Genomic DNA, 15,561 nt, shown 5'->3' on the forward strand with positions numbered 1-15,561 from the left:
GCCTGCCGGCCACACAGCCGGGGGCCTAATATTTTTACCTTTTCCATTCTGCTTAAAGGGGATCTATCCATGAGAAAATTATTGATTTTCTTTATCATAGCCGTCATAGGATTTAACACCGCTTGTTCGCAGGTAGAGCCTGATAAGAATGAAAAGTCTGAACTCAAGGATAGCCTGGTATTCGTCCAGGGCGGGAGCTTTATAAACACCAAGTCCAATTACTATGGGAAAAATGTAAACCTGGCGGATTTTTATATCAGCCCATATGAGGTAACACAGCAAGAGTGGATGGAGGTTATGGGAAGTAACCCTTCGCACTTCCAAGGCAGTAATCTGCCGGTAGAAATGGTAAGCTGGTATGATGCAGTAGAGTACTGTAACCGCCGGAGTATACAAGAGGGTCTGGAACCGTACTACAATATAAACAAGGATACACAAGATCCGGAGAATAAGAGCAGCAACGATAATATAAAGTGGACAGTAACGATCAACGAGGCAGTGAATGGTTACCGGCTGCCGACAGAAGCGGAGTGGGAGTATGCTGCAGGCGGAGGCCAGTTAAGCAAAAGCTACACCTACAGCGGAAGCAACAATGCCGATGATGTCGCCTGGTATTGGAGAAATGCCGGGGATCAATATTTATCCGGAGAATGGAACTGGCCGATCATAGAAAACAACAATAATGCAACGAAATCTGCCGGCATCAAGAAGCCAAACGAGCTGGGGCTTTACGATATGTCGGGGAATGTAAGGGAATGGTGCTGGAACTGGTACGGGGAATCGGATAGTACGGGAGGTTCTTACCGGGTTGTGAAGGGCGGGGGCTGGATTGGCGGCATCAATAATAACGAGTCCTCTTTCCGGGGCAAGTTTGAGGGAAGCGGCATAGGTCCTGATCAGGGGTTCCGTGTGCTCCGCAGTAAGTAATGTGATAATCCTGCCTAGGTGCTAAGCAATTCGCCTTCTGCTGTTGCCTCCTTAAATATCAAAAAATCCCCCTAGATGCACAAACTGTACATGCAGGTTTCAATTTGTACATAGGAAGCCGCTATAGATTTCATTTATTACCTTTGACCAGGGAGGTCTATTTCTTTTTTGAGGTAGTTCAGCAGAGCAATAATGAACATGCCGAACTTGAACATCAATGACAACGCTTGATAAACCTCCATGAGCATAAGTGTTTTAGTCTGAGCAGATCATATTTTATCGTACAGTGTGTTAACGTGTGGGTGGTGTCTAATTGGAGCCTTCTACTGAAGCTCCATGACAATTTGTTTTATTTTATTGGCGCTTATAGACAGATGACCAAGAGTCTCCAGCCAATGATCTCCTGCACTGATAAATTCTATTTCAGAATCCGCTGTGGGCTGATTGAGCGCAAGAACGGCCCCGGCGCTGTTGCCGCTGTCAAAAAAGAGCAGGCTGCGCTGGATCGCGGCTATGCTGTAATGATTTTGCCGGAGCATATAGATGATGCGGAGCCGTGCCAGCTCGTTATCCCCATAGACCCGGGCCTGGTTATGTTCCCGCGGGATATCGATCAGCCCGTTGCGCTCCCAGTTGCGTAATACTTCCGGTGTGACCCCCAGCAAAGAGGCAGCTTCCTTGTGATTATATACATTTCCTGTGGACGGCAGCTGCCTTTTTTCGGTCCAATTCTTGAGCAGTGATGCGGTTTCCAGGGCAGAGGCGTATTCATTCTCCAGCAGATGCTGATAGGCTGTTGCATGAGTTAAAGCGAGCGGTACGTCCCATGATTTAAGCGCAGTTGTTACCGCGAAAGCAGTGTTACGTAAGGTGCGGTTGGTATAAGGGGTGCCGAAGATTAATCTGCAAATCCGAAGCTGCACAAGATGCCGGTATGTAAATTGACGATAGTGGTTGTTCGAGCGCTCTACCGGTGAGAGCAGCCCGATTTTTTCATAAAATCTGATCGTATTGGGGTGTACGCCCAGCTCCTGTGCGATTTGCCCGGTTGTATAAAGCGGACCGGTCCCTTGTTGGGGGAGCGGTCTTGGCTTCGCGTGGGCTTCGGGCGGAATATACTTCATTACCTCCCCGATCTCACATCCAAGAGCTGTGCAGATTCTGGCCAGCACCCCAAGATCCGGCCGCTTAATCTCATTGGTGATATACAGCTGGAGCTGGCTTCTCTGAACCTGTGCAAGCTGGGCCAGCCTGCCGCTGTCGATTCCTTTCCTGCTCATAGCAGATTCTAGAATCATATCGAAATGTCCCCACTGCTCCGCCATCCTGCATTACCCTCCTGGAAGAAATCTGGATTCATTATATCTTATGTATAAACAGCTATCAAACCTAACCTTCCAACTGAACACCACCCTTCCCCCTTGGTGTTACACTCCTCACATCAGAAGGAGGAGGAGCTTATGGCGTATCATATCCAAGTGAAGGATTTATCGAAAACCTATCGTGTTCCGGTCAGAAAGGCAGGACTCCGTTCGGCAGTCCACAGCCTGATCCGGCCGCAATTCAGCGAGGTCAAGGCTGTTGATAATGTGAGCTTTACCATAGAGTGCGGGGAGATGGTGGGTTTCATCGGACCGAATGGGGCAGGCAAGACTACAACCCTCAAAATGCTGTCCGGACTGCTGTACCCCACGTCAGGCGAAGTCACGGCGGCGGGATTTACCCCATGGCAGCGCAAGTCCCAGTATCTCAAGAAAATCAGCATGCTTATGGGAAATCGTAGCCAATTACAATGGAATAACACCGTATATGATACGATGTACATTTTCAAAGAGATCTACGGAGTCTCAGCAGAGGATTTCAAAAAGCATCTGGGAGAGCTCACCGAAATGTTCGATGTGGGAGACCTCATGAACAAGCGTGCACGCAACCTCTCGCTCGGTGAACGATCAAAGTGTGAATTTATGATTTCCCTTCTGCATAAGCCGGGAATTTTGTATCTGGATGAGCCGACGCTGGGGATGGACGTAACGATGCAATTAAGGCTGAGGCAGTATATGAAGGAATACAATCAGAAATATGGCACAACGGTTATTCTGACCAGTCATTATATGTCGGATATCACCTCCCTTTGCTCCAGAGTTCTGTTAATCAACAGCGGGAACCTGATTTATGATGGCAAGCTGTCCAGCCTGACGGATAAGCTCACGCCGTTCCGGATCATCCGGCTAACCCTTGAGGAAGAGAATCCGCCGCTGTGCGGGGATAGCCTCCAGACGGGCGGGATTCCGGCAGAATTGATCGAAAGTAACGGCAATGAGTATACGCTTCGGGTGAACAAAGAGGATGCGGTAAAAGCAAGTGCAATGCTGATGAGCAGGTATGCCCTGATTGATTTTGGTATCGCGGATCCCCCGGTCGAATCCGTGATTGACAAAATATACGCGGAGGGGATTACCGTATGAATATCCGCGGGGGAATGGCAATGATTCGGGGGCAGCTCTTCAGCTTTTTGTCGGAAAAGGCCTTCTTCTGGACGCTTGCCGTGGGCTGGATGACAGGGCCAATCATCTATATGATGGTTTGGGTGACGGCAGCCTCATCGGGCACCATCGGAGGATATGACAGAAATACTTTTGTTTTATACTATCTGTGCCTTATCCTCATCAATCAGATGACCTATCCGACGACACATTGGTCAACGGCTCAAGCTATACACAATGGTTCTATATCCTCTGCACTGGTGCGCCCGTTGCCGCTAATTTATGGGGCAATCGGACAGGAGGCTGCAGTCAAAATAGTGTGTGTTCCGTTTGTCGCAGCTGTTGTCGTGGTAGTTGGATTTGTATTCGGTGTACAGGTCAGCTTTACATTTGCACACCTGGCTGCAGGCCTGGCGGCGCTGGTGCTTGCACTCCTGATTCGGTTCTTGCTCGCTTATATCCTATCGCTTCTTGCTTTTTGGACGCAGCAATCAGGCGCTCTATTGAACGTCAACGAAACCTTCATCTTTCTCTTTGGCGGACAGGTGGCTCCGCTTGCCCTGTTTCCGGATAGGCTTAGCCATCTCACCTACATATTGCCCTACCGTTACATGATTTCCTTCCCGGTGGAAGCATTAATGGGAACGCTGTCAAGCCGGGAATTGGCTCAGGGCTTTATGATGCAGCTGATCTGGGCGGCTGTTCTAGTGCTTGTGCATTACGTTATAAACCGCTACGGTCAAAAAAAATATTCAGCGGTAGGGGGCTGACTATGAGATATTTCAGACTAATTGTCATCTTCATTCAAGCGGCATTTCAGAATGAATCGGCGTACCGGATGAATTTCTTCATGAATTTTCTGAGCGCAGCTTTAAGTCTGGCTGGCGGTATTGGAGGAATTTATATTCTGTACGTCAACAATGAAGTCCTTAACGGGTGGACGATGCCGGAAACGTTGGCCGTACTCGGCGTTTATATGCTGGTGCAAGCCGTGAAAAATATTGTGATCAGTCCTAGCATGAACAAGCTTGGGGGCATGGACGGCGAAATTGAAAATGGAACGTTTGATTACACTCTATTGAAGCCCATATCCACACAATATTATGTCAGCGTAAGGGAATGGTCAATTTGGTCGGTCATGCATATTGCCGTTGCCGCCGGTGTTATTATTTTTGCGCTAAACGGCATGGACCAGGAAATCGGAGTATCGGCTATTGCCTTGTTTATGATTGCGCTGCTAGTTTCACTGGGCATCCTGTACTCCATCATGCTGATATTGAGCTCCCTCGCCTTCTGGTACAGAGGCACTTACGTGCTGTGGATCATGGAGGACTTTCTGCAGGCAGGAAGGTATCCTTTGGGGATCTATCCGCGCTCCATTCAATTGTTTCTGCTATGGGTACTGCCGGTCGGTTTTATTGTTGCCGTTCCGGCCGAAGTACTTGTACAAAACGCGCAGCCTTTCATGCTGATGGCTGGGTTTATTCTGATGATTGTTCTGTTCGTGTGTGCGACGATTTTTTTTAACCGCAGCCTGCGGAAGTATTCTAGCGCGTCAAGCTGAATGTCAGGAGATAATCCGGGTTTAAAACCCGAATATAGCGAGTTCGGAGACAGGGAACCATTTTTTTGAATCCGTATCTTTAAAATATGCTTGAACCGTGTAGGCGCCCTTCGTACTGAAGGAATACGTATATTCGGCTGATTTGAACCAAAAGTGATTTTCTGTATTTTTAATTGATTGGGTATCTATTGTTTCTATTTTGTCCGCGGGGTCGGTAATCGTAATTTTCACATCCGAAATTTCAGTTACTAAATTATCCACCTGTAATAGAGTAGAAAAGGCAATGCGTCCGGGGATTTTTACCTTACCAAAGATTTCTCCATTCTTATCTGTTAGAATCATGTTTACATTGGGCTTGTAGATTCGAACCGTGTGGTCTGACTCATCCAAAGAGAATAACGCAAACAAATTTTCAGACAATTGTTGAGCTGGTAAGAAAATGTCCCCATCGGAGGACAAGATTCCCGGCTGTTTTTGAACTACATTATTCATATGTACGGAGACTTGAGATTGGCTCGAAGCACCATAAATCATGGTTCCCGGTAACATCATTATGAGAAGTACTAAGACAATCAGTTTGGTTGCTTTTCTCAATGATTTTCCCTCCTATAAACTGTTATGTTAATTATACCCATGGAATGGGATTTAGTTTCTTGGCTAAATGGATTGTAATTATGAACATTTGAATAGTTGTCTTTGCGATGTCTGACAGGATTTTTATGATAGATACCAAATTATAATCTCTGGGAGCGTGAACAAACATGGTGCGGCAGCTAAGAATACAAGATGTCCTGAAAGGTCTGTCCCAGGAAGAATTAATTGCTATTGTCGCTGAGGCCGCTGAACGGGATGGAGCGTTTAAGAACAGCCTCTTATTGAAATATGGCAAAGGGGATCACTCCGGGAAGATCCAGTCATGCAAGAAGCTGATTAAATCAATTGTGAAAAAATATACCGGAAGAGAAGGGTTTATCCCTTACCGGGAAACCAACGGGTTCGCCATGGAGATGCTTGCGCTGCTGGAAGATAAAGTGGGAACACAGAATGATCCGTTAACGCTGGAAATTGCTCTACTGGTACTGGAAGAAGGTGTAGAGGCGTTTCAGTATGCCGATGACTCGAACGGAGATATTGGTATGGTAGTAGAGGAGGTGTTGGATCGGATCGGGGAAATGGCAAGTAGCCAGGAGGCCAGTGATCCGGCTATCCGTAAGCAGTACTTTACACGTTTGTTAACCATGAGCAAGAGCAATGTTTTTGAGGGGTGGGAAGACTTCCGTATTTCATTGCTTGAAATATGCACTGAATTTGCAGATGTGAAGGAACTCAGAGAACAGTTGATTACAACTATCGGGGAGTTAATCGCTTCTAATACCAATAAGGAGTACCGGGAGTACTCGACCGAGGCCTTACTTGAAATTCTTTTCATGCTGGTTCAGGAGTATGGTTCTGAAGAAGAGGCAGCGCAGTTTATGGAAGAGCATCTTCATTTCACTTTCTTTAGGGAAACAGCCATTGAGAAAAGTATGCAGACCGGGGATTACAGACTTGCGATTGAGTTGGCAGAACAAGGGGAACAGCAGGATAGAAAGCTGCCGGGGTTAGTCTCCAAGTGGAAGGAGGCGAGATATGCAGCCTATAAACAGCTTTCACTCAAGCAGGAGCAGAGGCAGCTGGCCAAAGAGCTTTTGCTGGATGGTGAGTATGTCTATTATCAGGAGCTGGAGTCTCTGTTTGAAGGGGATCAAGAAGTCTTCTATCAAGGCATCCTTAAGGAACTGAGAGGGGAAGAGAATTGGAGAAGCCGCGCGGTCTATCTTCAACTCATTTCAGAAAAAAATGATCTTGGAGAGATTTTGGCCTATGTTAAAGCTAATCCTGCCACCATAGAGGAGTATGCCCCGCGGCTGTCAGCGGACTACCAGGCGGAGGTTGAACAGATTTATAGCCAGTATATTTATATCGCTGCCGCCGCTGCTTCAGACAGAAAGCAATATAAAAAGGTGTGCGCCATACTTAAACGCTATAAAAAAGTAGCCGGCCAAGCGAGTCAGTCAGAGATCATTCAACAATTAGCGGAACAATATAACAAGCGGCCGGCTTTTCTGGATGAATTGGCGAAAATCTAATCCAGAGGGCCGGATAGGGCCCTCTTATCTACATCTACTGTTACTGATCCGTCTGCTCCGTCATCAGCCCCCAGCGGAAGCCAAACTTATCAACGACTGAAGCGGTGCAGGAACTGTAGGTCGTGCTGCGCAAGGGATGAATGATGCTGCCGCCGTCCGTTAGAACTTCGTAAGCCTGTTTTACCTGATCCGCAGTTTCAAAAGTTACCGTAAGGAATAGAGAGTTGCTCTTAGGTGCATCCAGCCCGATTTCATCTGCAAGCATGAAACGCTGACCGCCGATATAACCCTCCGAGTGGTATACATACGCTTGCTGTTCTGGGGTTAAGCTGACGTTCCAGTCGCGGGGATCTGCATCAGAGTAATGCAGGATGTAACTCGTTTTTAGGTCAAAAGCCTTTTGGTACAAGCCGATGGCCTCTTCGCATTGTCCGTAAAAGTGCAGCGTAGGGGTCACGATCATTGTTCTTCAGCTCCCTTTTTTATTATCCTGAATCAAATGTTAGGTAAGCAAGAAAGGCTCCTCTTTAAGATACTTTTGACAATAGCGTTCGATGACATAGGGGATGGTGCGGGACAAATCTTCATGCTCCTGCGGATTAACAGAGAGGAAGGCAAAGTTTCTTAGAGTAGCCCAAATGAAATAGCTCTCGAGCTGATTCACATAGTCCGCGGGCAGCTGGTGGTGCTGCTTATAAGCAGAGATGAAGGCTTTCCGGTTGTCGGGCAGGAGATGCAGGAAGGTCTCTGCAATATCAAACAGGTAAAACCCGTAACCGCAGGCGGAGAAATCAATCGGTCTGGGGTCTTCGTGATCAAATACGTAATTGCTCTCATGAAGATCGGAATGGATAATTCCCCAATACTCTGGCGTTAATGGCTGTTTTCCTATAACTTCTGCAATCCTGCGGGCTGTGGATTCGAGACAGGTGAATTGTTCATGGGTTAGCAAGCCGCTAGAGGTTTGCTTATGTAGTTGTGCTATGGAGGACATTAAATTCTCCGCATGATAGACCGGACGGACAAAACCATCGGGAATCTCCCATTGCATTGAGTGTTGATGCAGCGCAGACATTAAGAACGCCAGCTTCGATACCTCTTGGACTGTCGGTTCTCTATCAAGGACTTCGCCATCGACCCAGTGGTAGCAGGTGACGCATAAAGACTCTTCTGTTCCGTATGAGATAACGGTAATTAATTCATTATCCCCATTTCTTACAGGTGCAGGGACGATTAGATCTGTATCGTTAGCTAAGGCTTCCAGCCAGTACAGCTCTGATTCGATGACGTCTTTTGTTCTGTTTGCGCTATCCGAGTAATGAAGCTTTAATAGATAACCCGAATTCTCATCCGAAGTATTAACCCGAAAGGTTACACTATCGCTTTTACCCAGGTAATCCAGCTCAGTGATCCCCAAATCGTATTTCTTCAACGCTTCCTGCGCAATGATTGCATAGTCGCTCTCCGTAAACACTTAACCAGCTCCAATATTATCCGTTTTCAATATTCTACCATATTGTTCCTGAGAAATAGTTGAATTTATAATGAAGAATGGGGGGCGATCGGCATGAGTGCATGGAGAAGAAAGGCATTGGAATTGTTTTATGATGCAAGACGTAATTTTACCGCTAAAGATGACACCATATATACCCTGTTAGTTGAGTTGCGCATTAGAGTAGTAGAGGCCCATGAAAATAATGATACGGCAGAGCTGGATAAGATTTACTGGTATGTAGAATGGTGTTTCAATCAGCAGAAAAGAAGCTTCGACCTATGTAATGCAGCTGCTGTAGGTTTCTATGAGCATTTAGTGCAAGAGGAAATCACCAGGCATGCCATCCCTTACCGGGTGAAGCCAAATATCTTCGAACAAGTACTTCCGTTGTTTGAATGGATGCTACAGCGCAAGGAAGGGCAATATAAGGAGTTAGTGATGGAATATAACAGAGTCAATCATACGGAATTTGAATGTTGAATTTTATAGACTGACTACGAAATGCAGGCGGATAAGTCGCTGATACATTTTCGCTGATAGTCAATCTGCAGGTATATGCTTTTTCCACTTTCTAATTTTTGTCCGGAAGCTCTTAAACGGCGCAGCCGAATTGATGTGAATCCAGCGGGCCATCGGCCAGTTGTCCTTGCTGCCTGTCCACCCGCGGATGCCTTGGGTAAATAATTCTTCTTCGGTTAACGTACCGATCCAAGCCAGCCACTGCTGTTCCGCCTGCCGGAATAATTCCCGGAGCTCAGCTAGTGAATATGCGGCATACTCTGAGTAAAAGGATTGGTACAGACCTCCAAGCTGGTTCCATTTGTAGAGCGGAGACGGCATACATACAGCACGCCCTTCAAGCTCCGCCTTGTCCCAGCCCATCACCAAATGAAGCCAGCCCAGCTGATAGGCGATCATCTCGGCAGGTGTCCGATCCACTTCGGGTATCCGCAAATCTTTGTGGCTGTCATTGATTTCTGCAAATTCGGCGTCCAGCAACAGGTAAAGGGTATGGATGGTTTCCGTTAAATTCTGTTTGGATGTGTATTCATAGCTTGCCATGACACGCACTCCCTCCTGATCTTGATTTAGTTATAACATATGGCTGTGACAGCTGTATGTCCAGTTCGCACTGGCATTCATTTGATCTTCAGGTTGGGTAGTTATAATACGTTTTATAAATCGGAGGATAGATAGATTAAGGGCTTTCGATTGTGCTGGAGGAGGTATTTCATGGTACGGGGAATTCAAAAATCAATGTATGTCATACTTGCATTATTCATAGGACTGTTTATCGGGTCCTCCTTTTTTATCAGGGCGAAGTATAGCTATTTCGTGTATGGAGATACGCCGGTGCTGGAGAAGCAGCAGCTGGGGCTTTTTATTCTGGTGATTGCGGTAGTGCTGGCACTAAGCGTCGCGCTGTATAAAATAGGTCTGAAGCTTAATAAATTCAGCAGAAAAGTCGTCATTCCAGTTGTACTGCTATGTTCCTTTACTGTTCAGCTCGCGATCATCTTCCTGTTCCCCCGCCTGCCGACGGATGATTCGCAGACGGTGCTGTCACTGGCGCTCGATATGCTGTACCGGGGGGACTATTCTTCTTTTGAGACGAGCGGTTATCTGCATATGTTTCCGTTCAACTTCTCGACCGTCCTGTACTTAAAAATGCTGCTGCTGGCATTCCCGGACAATTACCTGACCCTCAAAATATTCAATATTCTGTTTACACTCGTTACAACGCTAATGATCTACCTGCTGTATAAACAACTCAATTACAAATCCAAAGAACAGGACTATGGGATCTTAGTTTTTGCCGCCACTTATATCCCTTCCTTGTTTATGAGCAATTTCATCTATAACGATGTGATCGCAACGGCCTTTCTGACGAGCGCTTTATATTTTTCCGTGAAATTTATCAAAAGAAGATCGCTCAAGGATATTATCTTCGCAGCAATTCTGCTGGCCATAGGGAACTACTTCCGGAGTATCGGCGTTATTTTTCTGATTACGATTCTCCTTAGTCTGCTGTTCAGCATACGTACGATCGGGGTGAAAAAGGGCATCACCGCGTTGTTCATCACGGCTATCGTATTTAATGTTCCCGGCTGGACTCAGAATGCAGTGCTGCAGGCGGCGAATGTCGTGGATGAACCGGTTAATGCAAACTCTGCGCCTGTCAATATGTGGCTGAATATGGGGATCAATCTGGAGACGTTCGGCTTCTGGGACAACCGGGAGAGCTATAGTATCTATCAGCAGGATGCCAACTATAATAAGGCTGTAAGTACGGAGCTGTTTAAAGAGGGAATCAGCAATAAGCTCTCTGGGGCGAGCCTGGGCGATTTAGTGAAAATGTATTACAAGAAAATCATTTGGACCTGGACGGAAGGAACCTATCAGGTGGAACGGTACGGGCTTGGAAATGACGGATCCTCCGGCAGCAGCGGAAGAATGGTTGGAGCCGTTATGGATAGCTACAGTTACACGAATGCTGCTACAGATTTGTTTAAGGGTGACTCCAATTACCGGAGCGGGCTGCTGTGGCTGCTGTATGCCCTGAATTTCCTGATGTACGGCGGTATCCTCGTCCGTCTGGTCGGCGGAATCAGAACCGGAAGGTTTGAGGAGAACCCTATTATTCTAGTGGTTCTTGGATTTATCGGCTTCTATCTGCTGTGGGAAATCAAGTCCCGGTATATTTATCCGGTGTACCCGATGCTGATCGTGTTGTCCTACATGGGCTTCAAAGACGTATACGAGTATATGGTGAGACGATATTTTACGAGATGAATTATTTTCACCCGGAAAGAGGGGGATTTGCGATGCGGACCAAACGGTATCTTGCTTTAATCATAGCCGTGCTTAGCTGTTCCATGGTGCTCGTCTCCTGTGACGCCGTCACCGCCCAGAAAATATCAAGTACCGATTCCGGTTCACGGGGGAACGGGGGCCAGGGCTTTAACGGCGGCCGGGGCATGGATGGCGGCGGTTTTCCCGGCATGAACGGCGGCGCGAGAGGAAACGGTGGGCAGGGGACGGACGGCGGAGGCGGGCCTAGCGGGCGGAATTGAACATAAGCCTCTAAATAGTAGGGGATTATTACCGGCCAGGAAACCTTAATAACCGGGATAACTATAAGGTTCAGGTAGAAGCCTACGGCACCCGGTATACGAGATGGCCAAATAGAAGCAAAAGCCAGGCGCAGCTCTCTTTGGGGGCTGTGCCTGGCTTTTGGTTATTCTTGATCTCGCAGCGCTCGTCCAGCTGGGCGAAATGAACGGGAAAAATCCCGTTGATTCCGGCGCAGACGGGCGATTTGGCGAAATGAACGGGAAAAATCCCGTTGATTCCGGCGCAGACGGGCGATTTGGCGAAATGAACGGGAAAAATCCCGTTGATTCCGACGCAGATGGGCGATTTGGCGAAATGAACGGGAAAAATCCCGTTGATTCCGGCGCAGACGGGCGATTTGGCGAAATGAACGGGAAAAATCCCGTTGATTCCGGCGCAGACAGGCGATTTGGCGAAATGAACGGGAAAAATCCCGTTGATTCCGACGCAGACGGGTGATTTGGCGAAATGAACGGGAAAAATCCCGTTGATTCCGGCTCCCTGCGGCATCATGGTGTTTGGATGTTCCGGGCTAAACAGCCCGGCAACATTGTTTCAGTGGCTCCTTAGGCTTCCATCTTCTGCGCCGTATAGAGCCGGTAGTAAAGGCCGCGGCTTGCGATCAGCTGATCATGGGAGCCGCTTTCCGCGATACCTTTATTTGACACATACATAATGCGGTCGCAGTTCTTCACGGTAGACAGGCGGTGCGCGATAATGAACGAGGTACGTCCCTTAAGCAGTTCGTTAAGGCCCTTCTGCAGCAGCCGCTCAGTCTTGGCATCGATGGAGGAGGTGGCTTCGTCCAGAATCAGAATACGCGGGTCAGCCAGCAATGTTCTGGCAAAGGAGATGAGCTGCCGTTGGCCTTGCGAGAGCTTGGAGCCGCGCTCATTAACCTCCGTCATATACCCGTGCTCGAACTCGCGGATGAATTCGTCCGCACAGACGGTCTTCGCCGCAGCGATTACTTCTTCTTCGGTTGCATCAAGTTTGCCGTAACGGATATTGTCCAGGATCGTCCCGGAGAAGATGAAGCTGTCCTGCAGCATAATTCCCATCTGGCTGCGCAAGGACTTCATGGTGACCTGCGAGATATCCTGGCCGTCAATCAGGATGCTGCCGCCGGTAAGATTATAGAAGCGGGAGATCAGGTTGACGACCGTAGTTTTGCCTGCGCCGGTCGGTCCTACAAGGGCAATGCTCTCGCCTGCCTGGACGCTAAAGGAGATATTCTCCAGGATGTTCAGTCCAGGATCATAGGCAAAGGTTACGTCGTCGAAGGTGACCTGGCCCCGGACTGGCAGCAGTTCCTCCGCACCGGGGATATCGCTTACCGTAACCGGTTCATCCAGTGTTTCGAAGATACGTTCCAGATAGGCGACAGCATTAATGAAGTTGTTATACAGGTTTGATAGATTAAGGATCGGCTGCCAGAAGCGGGCTGCATAGGTACTCATGGCGAGAATGACGCCGAAGGTGACATCTTGCGGGCTTAGCGTGAGCAGGCCTACCAAGAAAATTAGTGTCGTAACGATCGTTGCCAGATTGTCGACAGAGAACGGGATCAGGGCATTAAAGCGCAGGGCCCGCATCCATTCTGTCCGGAAATTGCCGGCCAGACGGGTGAAGATGCCCTCATTGCGCTGTTCCCGTGAGAACATCTGGGTGACGCCGATCCCGCTGATGCTCTCCTGCAGGTAGGCATTCAGGTTGGAGCTCTTATTGGATACCGCCTGCCATGCCCGGCGCTGCCGGGTTTTGATCAGCAGCATGATGCCGAGGAATACAGGGAGTCCGGCCAGCGTAACGAAGGAGAGCCGGACATCGACGGCGAACATGAAGGCGGCAATAAAGACCAGATTCACGATTTCCAGGATAAAGTTGATAATACCATTGGACAGCACATCGGAAACCGAGTTGACGTAGTTGACAACCCGGATGAGGATTTTGCCCTGCGGACGGTCGTCATAATATTTGAAGGGCAGTTCCTGCAGATGCTTGAACAAATCCGTCCGGATGTCAAAAATAATGTCCTGCCCGACGCTCGTCATAATGCGTGAACGGATGGTTGCCAGAATGACGCTGACCACGATGGTCAGCAGCATCAGCACCGACCAGCCGACCAGCGCAAGCTTCGCTTTTGCCGGAATGGTTACATCCACGACATGCTGCATAATCAGCGGGGCCGATAGCGAAATGGCGGCGGATAAGGCGCTCAGAATGAATGCAATAATCATCGGTTTTTGCTTCCGTTTGATGTACACCATTGCACGCCGGAAATGTTTGATATTAAATGGAGATTCCAGATTTTCGTCGACGTCGAATTTATTCCTTGCCATGCTGGCTCACCTGCCTTCCAATGCCCTCGTTCTGCAGCATAAACACCTCGTAATAATAACCCCGCTTCGCCAGAAGCTCGGCATGGGTGCCTTCCTCGATCAGACGGCCGCGGTCCAGGATCAGGATACGGTCCGCTTCACAGGTTGTGGATACCCGCTGTGCAATAATGATCTTCGTGCAGGGGTATTCCAGCCCGCGCAGACTGCGCTGAATATGCTCTTCTGTCTCCAGATCGACCGCAGAGGTCGTATCGTCGAGAATCAGGATCGGACGGCGGACGGCCATCGCCCGCGCCAGTGCAATACGCTGCTTTTGCCCGCCTGACAGGCCGACACCGCGTTCGCCGACAACCGTATCGTAGCCTTCGGGCATTTTGGTAATGAATTCATGGGCGGCTGCGAGCCGGGCGTAATCCATCACCTCTTCCTCCGGAAGCTCAGGATCACCATAAGCGATGTTTCCGTCAATCGTATCGGAGAATAAGAGCACATCCTGGGTAGCCATGCCGATATTGCCCCGCAGCTCATCAAGCTCCAGCTCCCGCACATCAACGCCATCCACGAGCACACGTCCCGAAGTTACATCGTAGAACCGGGGGATCAGATTGATAATGGTTGTCTTGCCCGCACCCGTTGAGCCCATAATGGCTACGGTTTCACCAGACTCCACCGTAAAGCTGACATTGTCCAGGACGACGGCACTGTCATATTTGAAGCTGACATTCTGAAACTCTATACGTCCCTCATAACGGCGTTTATCAACGGGATTGTGCTCATTTACAATCGCCGGCCGGGCATAGTAAATATCGACGATTTTGGATAGACTGGCAAAAAAACGCTGGATATCATTGATAATAATACCGATATTGCGCATCGGGTTCGAAATGGCCCAGATGAGTGAGGAGAAGGCTGCGAATTCACCAAATGTAATCCGGCCGTCCATCAGATAAAGTCCGCCGGCTATCATTAAGATTACGTTGAACGCCTGGGCGAAGGTCTCCAGGTAAGGGAAATAATCAAGCCAGACGAGTGCAGCTTTCTTATTGGCGGCCGAATAGTTCACATTCTTGTCTGTGAATTTCTCAATTTCGAATTCCTCGCGGGCGAACGCCTTGACGACCCGGTTGCCGGAGATATTCTCCTGTGTAGTCGTGTTAAGCTGGGACAGCCGCTCGCGCAGATCGATATACATCGGACGGACGCGCCGCGCAAATATGTAGGCCACAATAAAAATCGGCGGCGAAAGAATCAGCATCCACAGCGTCAGCTCCGCATCAATCGTGAAGAAATAGATGACGGCAGCAGCAAAAATCGTCAGTGATTCGATGATTGTTTTGAAAATCCATGCCATCGAGTGCCGGACCATGTCCAGGTCGCCAGTCATCTTGGTCATAAGATCACCGGTGCGGTTATGGTCGTAATACTCCCTGTCCTGTCCCTGAATTTTGTTGTACAGATAAATACGGATGTTGTACATCATGTTTTGCGAGGAGCGCTCGTACTGCAT

17 protein-coding genes are annotated in these 15,561 nt (G+C 48.5%); 8 read left to right on the forward strand and 9 right to left on the reverse strand.

All coding sequences use genetic code 11. From position 1 onward, the window contains the following. Positions 1-69 precede the first annotated feature (69 nt). Positions 70-927, forward strand: a complete 858-nt coding sequence (locus AQR02_RS29175) for a formylglycine-generating enzyme family protein (RefSeq protein WP_054943817.1) — start codon at positions 70-72, stop codon at positions 925-927. A 137-nt stretch (positions 928-1,064) separates the two neighbouring features. On the opposite strand, the gene AQR02_RS35030 is transcribed toward AQR02_RS29175, so the two are convergent. Next, a complete protein-coding gene (locus AQR02_RS35030; protein ID WP_342447505.1) occupies positions 1,065-1,175 on the reverse strand; it encodes a putative holin-like toxin in 111 nt (36 codons plus the stop codon). Between the two features lie 75 nt (positions 1,176-1,250). Beyond that, positions 1,251-2,252: a MerR family transcriptional regulator gene (locus AQR02_RS29180; protein WP_054943818.1), complete on the reverse strand. Its 1,002-nt coding sequence runs from the start codon at positions 2,250-2,252 to the stop codon at positions 1,251-1,253. A gap of 135 nt (positions 2,253-2,387) precedes the next feature. Between AQR02_RS29180 and AQR02_RS29185 the strand changes: the two genes are divergently transcribed. Genes AQR02_RS29185 through AQR02_RS29195 form a run of 3 tightly spaced genes read left to right on the forward strand, consistent with a single transcriptional unit; the run spans position 2,388 to position 4,974 of the window. Next, complete coding sequence (locus AQR02_RS29185; protein WP_054943819.1) at positions 2,388-3,392, forward strand: ABC transporter ATP-binding protein; 1,005 nt, start codon at positions 2,388-2,390, stop codon at positions 3,390-3,392. Further along, positions 3,389-4,180 carry an ABC-2 family transporter protein gene (locus AQR02_RS29190; RefSeq protein WP_054943820.1) on the forward strand — a complete coding sequence of 264 codons (792 nt, stop codon included), beginning with the start codon at positions 3,389-3,391 and terminating at the stop codon, positions 4,178-4,180. Before AQR02_RS29185 ends, AQR02_RS29190 begins: the two co-directional genes overlap by 4 nt. A 2-nt stretch (positions 4,181-4,182) precedes the next feature. Continuing rightward, positions 4,183-4,974 (forward strand): ABC transporter permease, encoded by a 792-nt coding sequence (locus AQR02_RS29195; RefSeq protein WP_054943821.1) that lies wholly within the window; start codon positions 4,183-4,185, stop codon positions 4,972-4,974. A 21-nt stretch (positions 4,975-4,995) separates the two neighbouring features. On the opposite strand, the gene AQR02_RS29200 is transcribed toward AQR02_RS29195, so the two are convergent. Continuing rightward, on the reverse strand, positions 4,996-5,568 hold the full coding sequence (locus AQR02_RS29200) for a hypothetical protein (RefSeq protein WP_054943822.1): 573 nt from the start codon (positions 5,566-5,568) through the stop codon (positions 4,996-4,998). A gap of 167 nt (positions 5,569-5,735) precedes the next feature. On the opposite strand from AQR02_RS29200, the gene AQR02_RS29205 reads away from it, so the two are divergent. After that, entirely contained in the window at positions 5,736-7,103 is a 1,368-nt protein-coding gene (locus AQR02_RS29205) for a hypothetical protein (protein ID WP_054943823.1), read from the forward strand. A gap of 40 nt (positions 7,104-7,143) precedes the next feature. On the opposite strand, the gene AQR02_RS29210 is transcribed toward AQR02_RS29205, so the two are convergent. Beyond that, on the reverse strand, positions 7,144-7,566 hold the full coding sequence (locus AQR02_RS29210) for a VOC family protein (protein WP_054943824.1): 423 nt from the start codon (positions 7,564-7,566) through the stop codon (positions 7,144-7,146). Positions 7,567-7,605: 39 nt separating this feature from the next. Then, positions 7,606-8,535: a phosphotransferase enzyme family protein gene (locus AQR02_RS29215; protein WP_245237792.1), complete on the reverse strand. Its 930-nt coding sequence runs from the start codon at positions 8,533-8,535 to the stop codon at positions 7,606-7,608. A 135-nt stretch (positions 8,536-8,670) separates the two neighbouring features. On the opposite strand from AQR02_RS29215, the gene AQR02_RS29220 reads away from it, so the two are divergent. Continuing rightward, positions 8,671-9,078 (forward strand): DUF7674 family protein, encoded by a 408-nt coding sequence (locus AQR02_RS29220; RefSeq protein WP_054943826.1) that lies wholly within the window; start codon positions 8,671-8,673, stop codon positions 9,076-9,078. A gap of 60 nt (positions 9,079-9,138) precedes the next feature. Here AQR02_RS29220 and AQR02_RS29225 read toward each other — a convergent pair whose 3' ends face one another. Then, positions 9,139-9,660, reverse strand: coding sequence for a ClbS/DfsB family four-helix bundle protein (locus AQR02_RS29225; protein ID WP_054943827.1), 522 nt, complete (start codon positions 9,658-9,660; stop codon positions 9,139-9,141). A gap of 171 nt (positions 9,661-9,831) precedes the next feature. Here AQR02_RS29225 and AQR02_RS29230 point away from each other — a divergent pair, with 171 nt between their 5' ends. Further along, positions 9,832-11,391, forward strand: coding sequence for a glycosyltransferase family 39 protein (locus AQR02_RS29230; protein ID WP_054943828.1), 1,560 nt, complete (start codon positions 9,832-9,834; stop codon positions 11,389-11,391). A 32-nt stretch (positions 11,392-11,423) separates the two neighbouring features. Then, positions 11,424-11,672 carry a hypothetical protein gene (locus tag AQR02_RS29235; protein WP_054943829.1) on the forward strand — a complete coding sequence of 83 codons (249 nt, stop codon included), beginning with the start codon at positions 11,424-11,426 and terminating at the stop codon, positions 11,670-11,672. 45 nt (positions 11,673-11,717) lie between these two features. Here AQR02_RS29235 and AQR02_RS31700 read toward each other — a convergent pair whose 3' ends face one another. The 3 genes from AQR02_RS31700 to AQR02_RS29250 all read right to left on the reverse strand — a co-directional run. Continuing rightward, positions 11,718-12,182: a DUF1720 domain-containing protein gene (locus AQR02_RS31700; protein ID WP_082452154.1), complete on the reverse strand. Its 465-nt coding sequence runs from the start codon at positions 12,180-12,182 to the stop codon at positions 11,718-11,720. A gap of 96 nt (positions 12,183-12,278) precedes the next feature. Further along, positions 12,279-14,054 (reverse strand): ABC transporter ATP-binding protein, encoded by a 1,776-nt coding sequence (locus AQR02_RS29245; protein WP_054943831.1) that lies wholly within the window; start codon positions 14,052-14,054, stop codon positions 12,279-12,281. After that, the coding region (locus AQR02_RS29250) for an ABC transporter ATP-binding protein (RefSeq protein ID WP_054943832.1) at positions 14,041-15,561 on the reverse strand (1,521 nt) is incomplete at its 5' end. The genes AQR02_RS29250 and AQR02_RS29245, both read right to left, overlap by 14 nt.

Origin of the sequence: Paenibacillus ihuae (assembly GCF_001368795.1) — a bacterium.
Lineage (GTDB): Bacteria > Bacillota > Bacilli > Paenibacillales > Paenibacillaceae > Paenibacillus_AQ > Paenibacillus_AQ ihuae.

Coding starts and splice junctions, on each gene's coding strand:
- AQR02_RS29175 (WP_054943817.1), top strand. CDS start 70: ATGAGAAAATTATTGATTTTCTTTATCATAGCCGTCATAGGATTTAAC.
- AQR02_RS35030 (WP_342447505.1), bottom strand. CDS start 1,175: ATGCTCATGGAGGTTTATCAAGCGTTGTCATTGATGTTCAAGTTCGGC.
- AQR02_RS29180 (WP_054943818.1), bottom strand. CDS start 2,252: ATGGCGGAGCAGTGGGGACATTTCGATATGATTCTAGAATCTGCTATG.
- AQR02_RS29185 (WP_054943819.1), top strand. CDS start 2,388: ATGGCGTATCATATCCAAGTGAAGGATTTATCGAAAACCTATCGTGTT.
- AQR02_RS29190 (WP_054943820.1), top strand. CDS start 3,389: ATGAATATCCGCGGGGGAATGGCAATGATTCGGGGGCAGCTCTTCAGC.
- AQR02_RS29195 (WP_054943821.1), top strand. CDS start 4,183: ATGAGATATTTCAGACTAATTGTCATCTTCATTCAAGCGGCATTTCAG.
- AQR02_RS29205 (WP_054943823.1), top strand. CDS start 5,736: ATGGTGCGGCAGCTAAGAATACAAGATGTCCTGAAAGGTCTGTCCCAG.
- AQR02_RS29210 (WP_054943824.1), bottom strand. CDS start 7,566: ATGATCGTGACCCCTACGCTGCACTTTTACGGACAATGCGAAGAGGCC.
- AQR02_RS29220 (WP_054943826.1), top strand. CDS start 8,671: ATGAGTGCATGGAGAAGAAAGGCATTGGAATTGTTTTATGATGCAAGA.
- AQR02_RS29225 (WP_054943827.1), bottom strand. CDS start 9,660: ATGGCAAGCTATGAATACACATCCAAACAGAATTTAACGGAAACCATC.
- AQR02_RS29230 (WP_054943828.1), top strand. CDS start 9,832: ATGGTACGGGGAATTCAAAAATCAATGTATGTCATACTTGCATTATTC.
- AQR02_RS29235 (WP_054943829.1), top strand. CDS start 11,424: ATGCGGACCAAACGGTATCTTGCTTTAATCATAGCCGTGCTTAGCTGT.
- AQR02_RS29245 (WP_054943831.1), bottom strand. CDS start 14,054: ATGGCAAGGAATAAATTCGACGTCGACGAAAATCTGGAATCTCCATTT.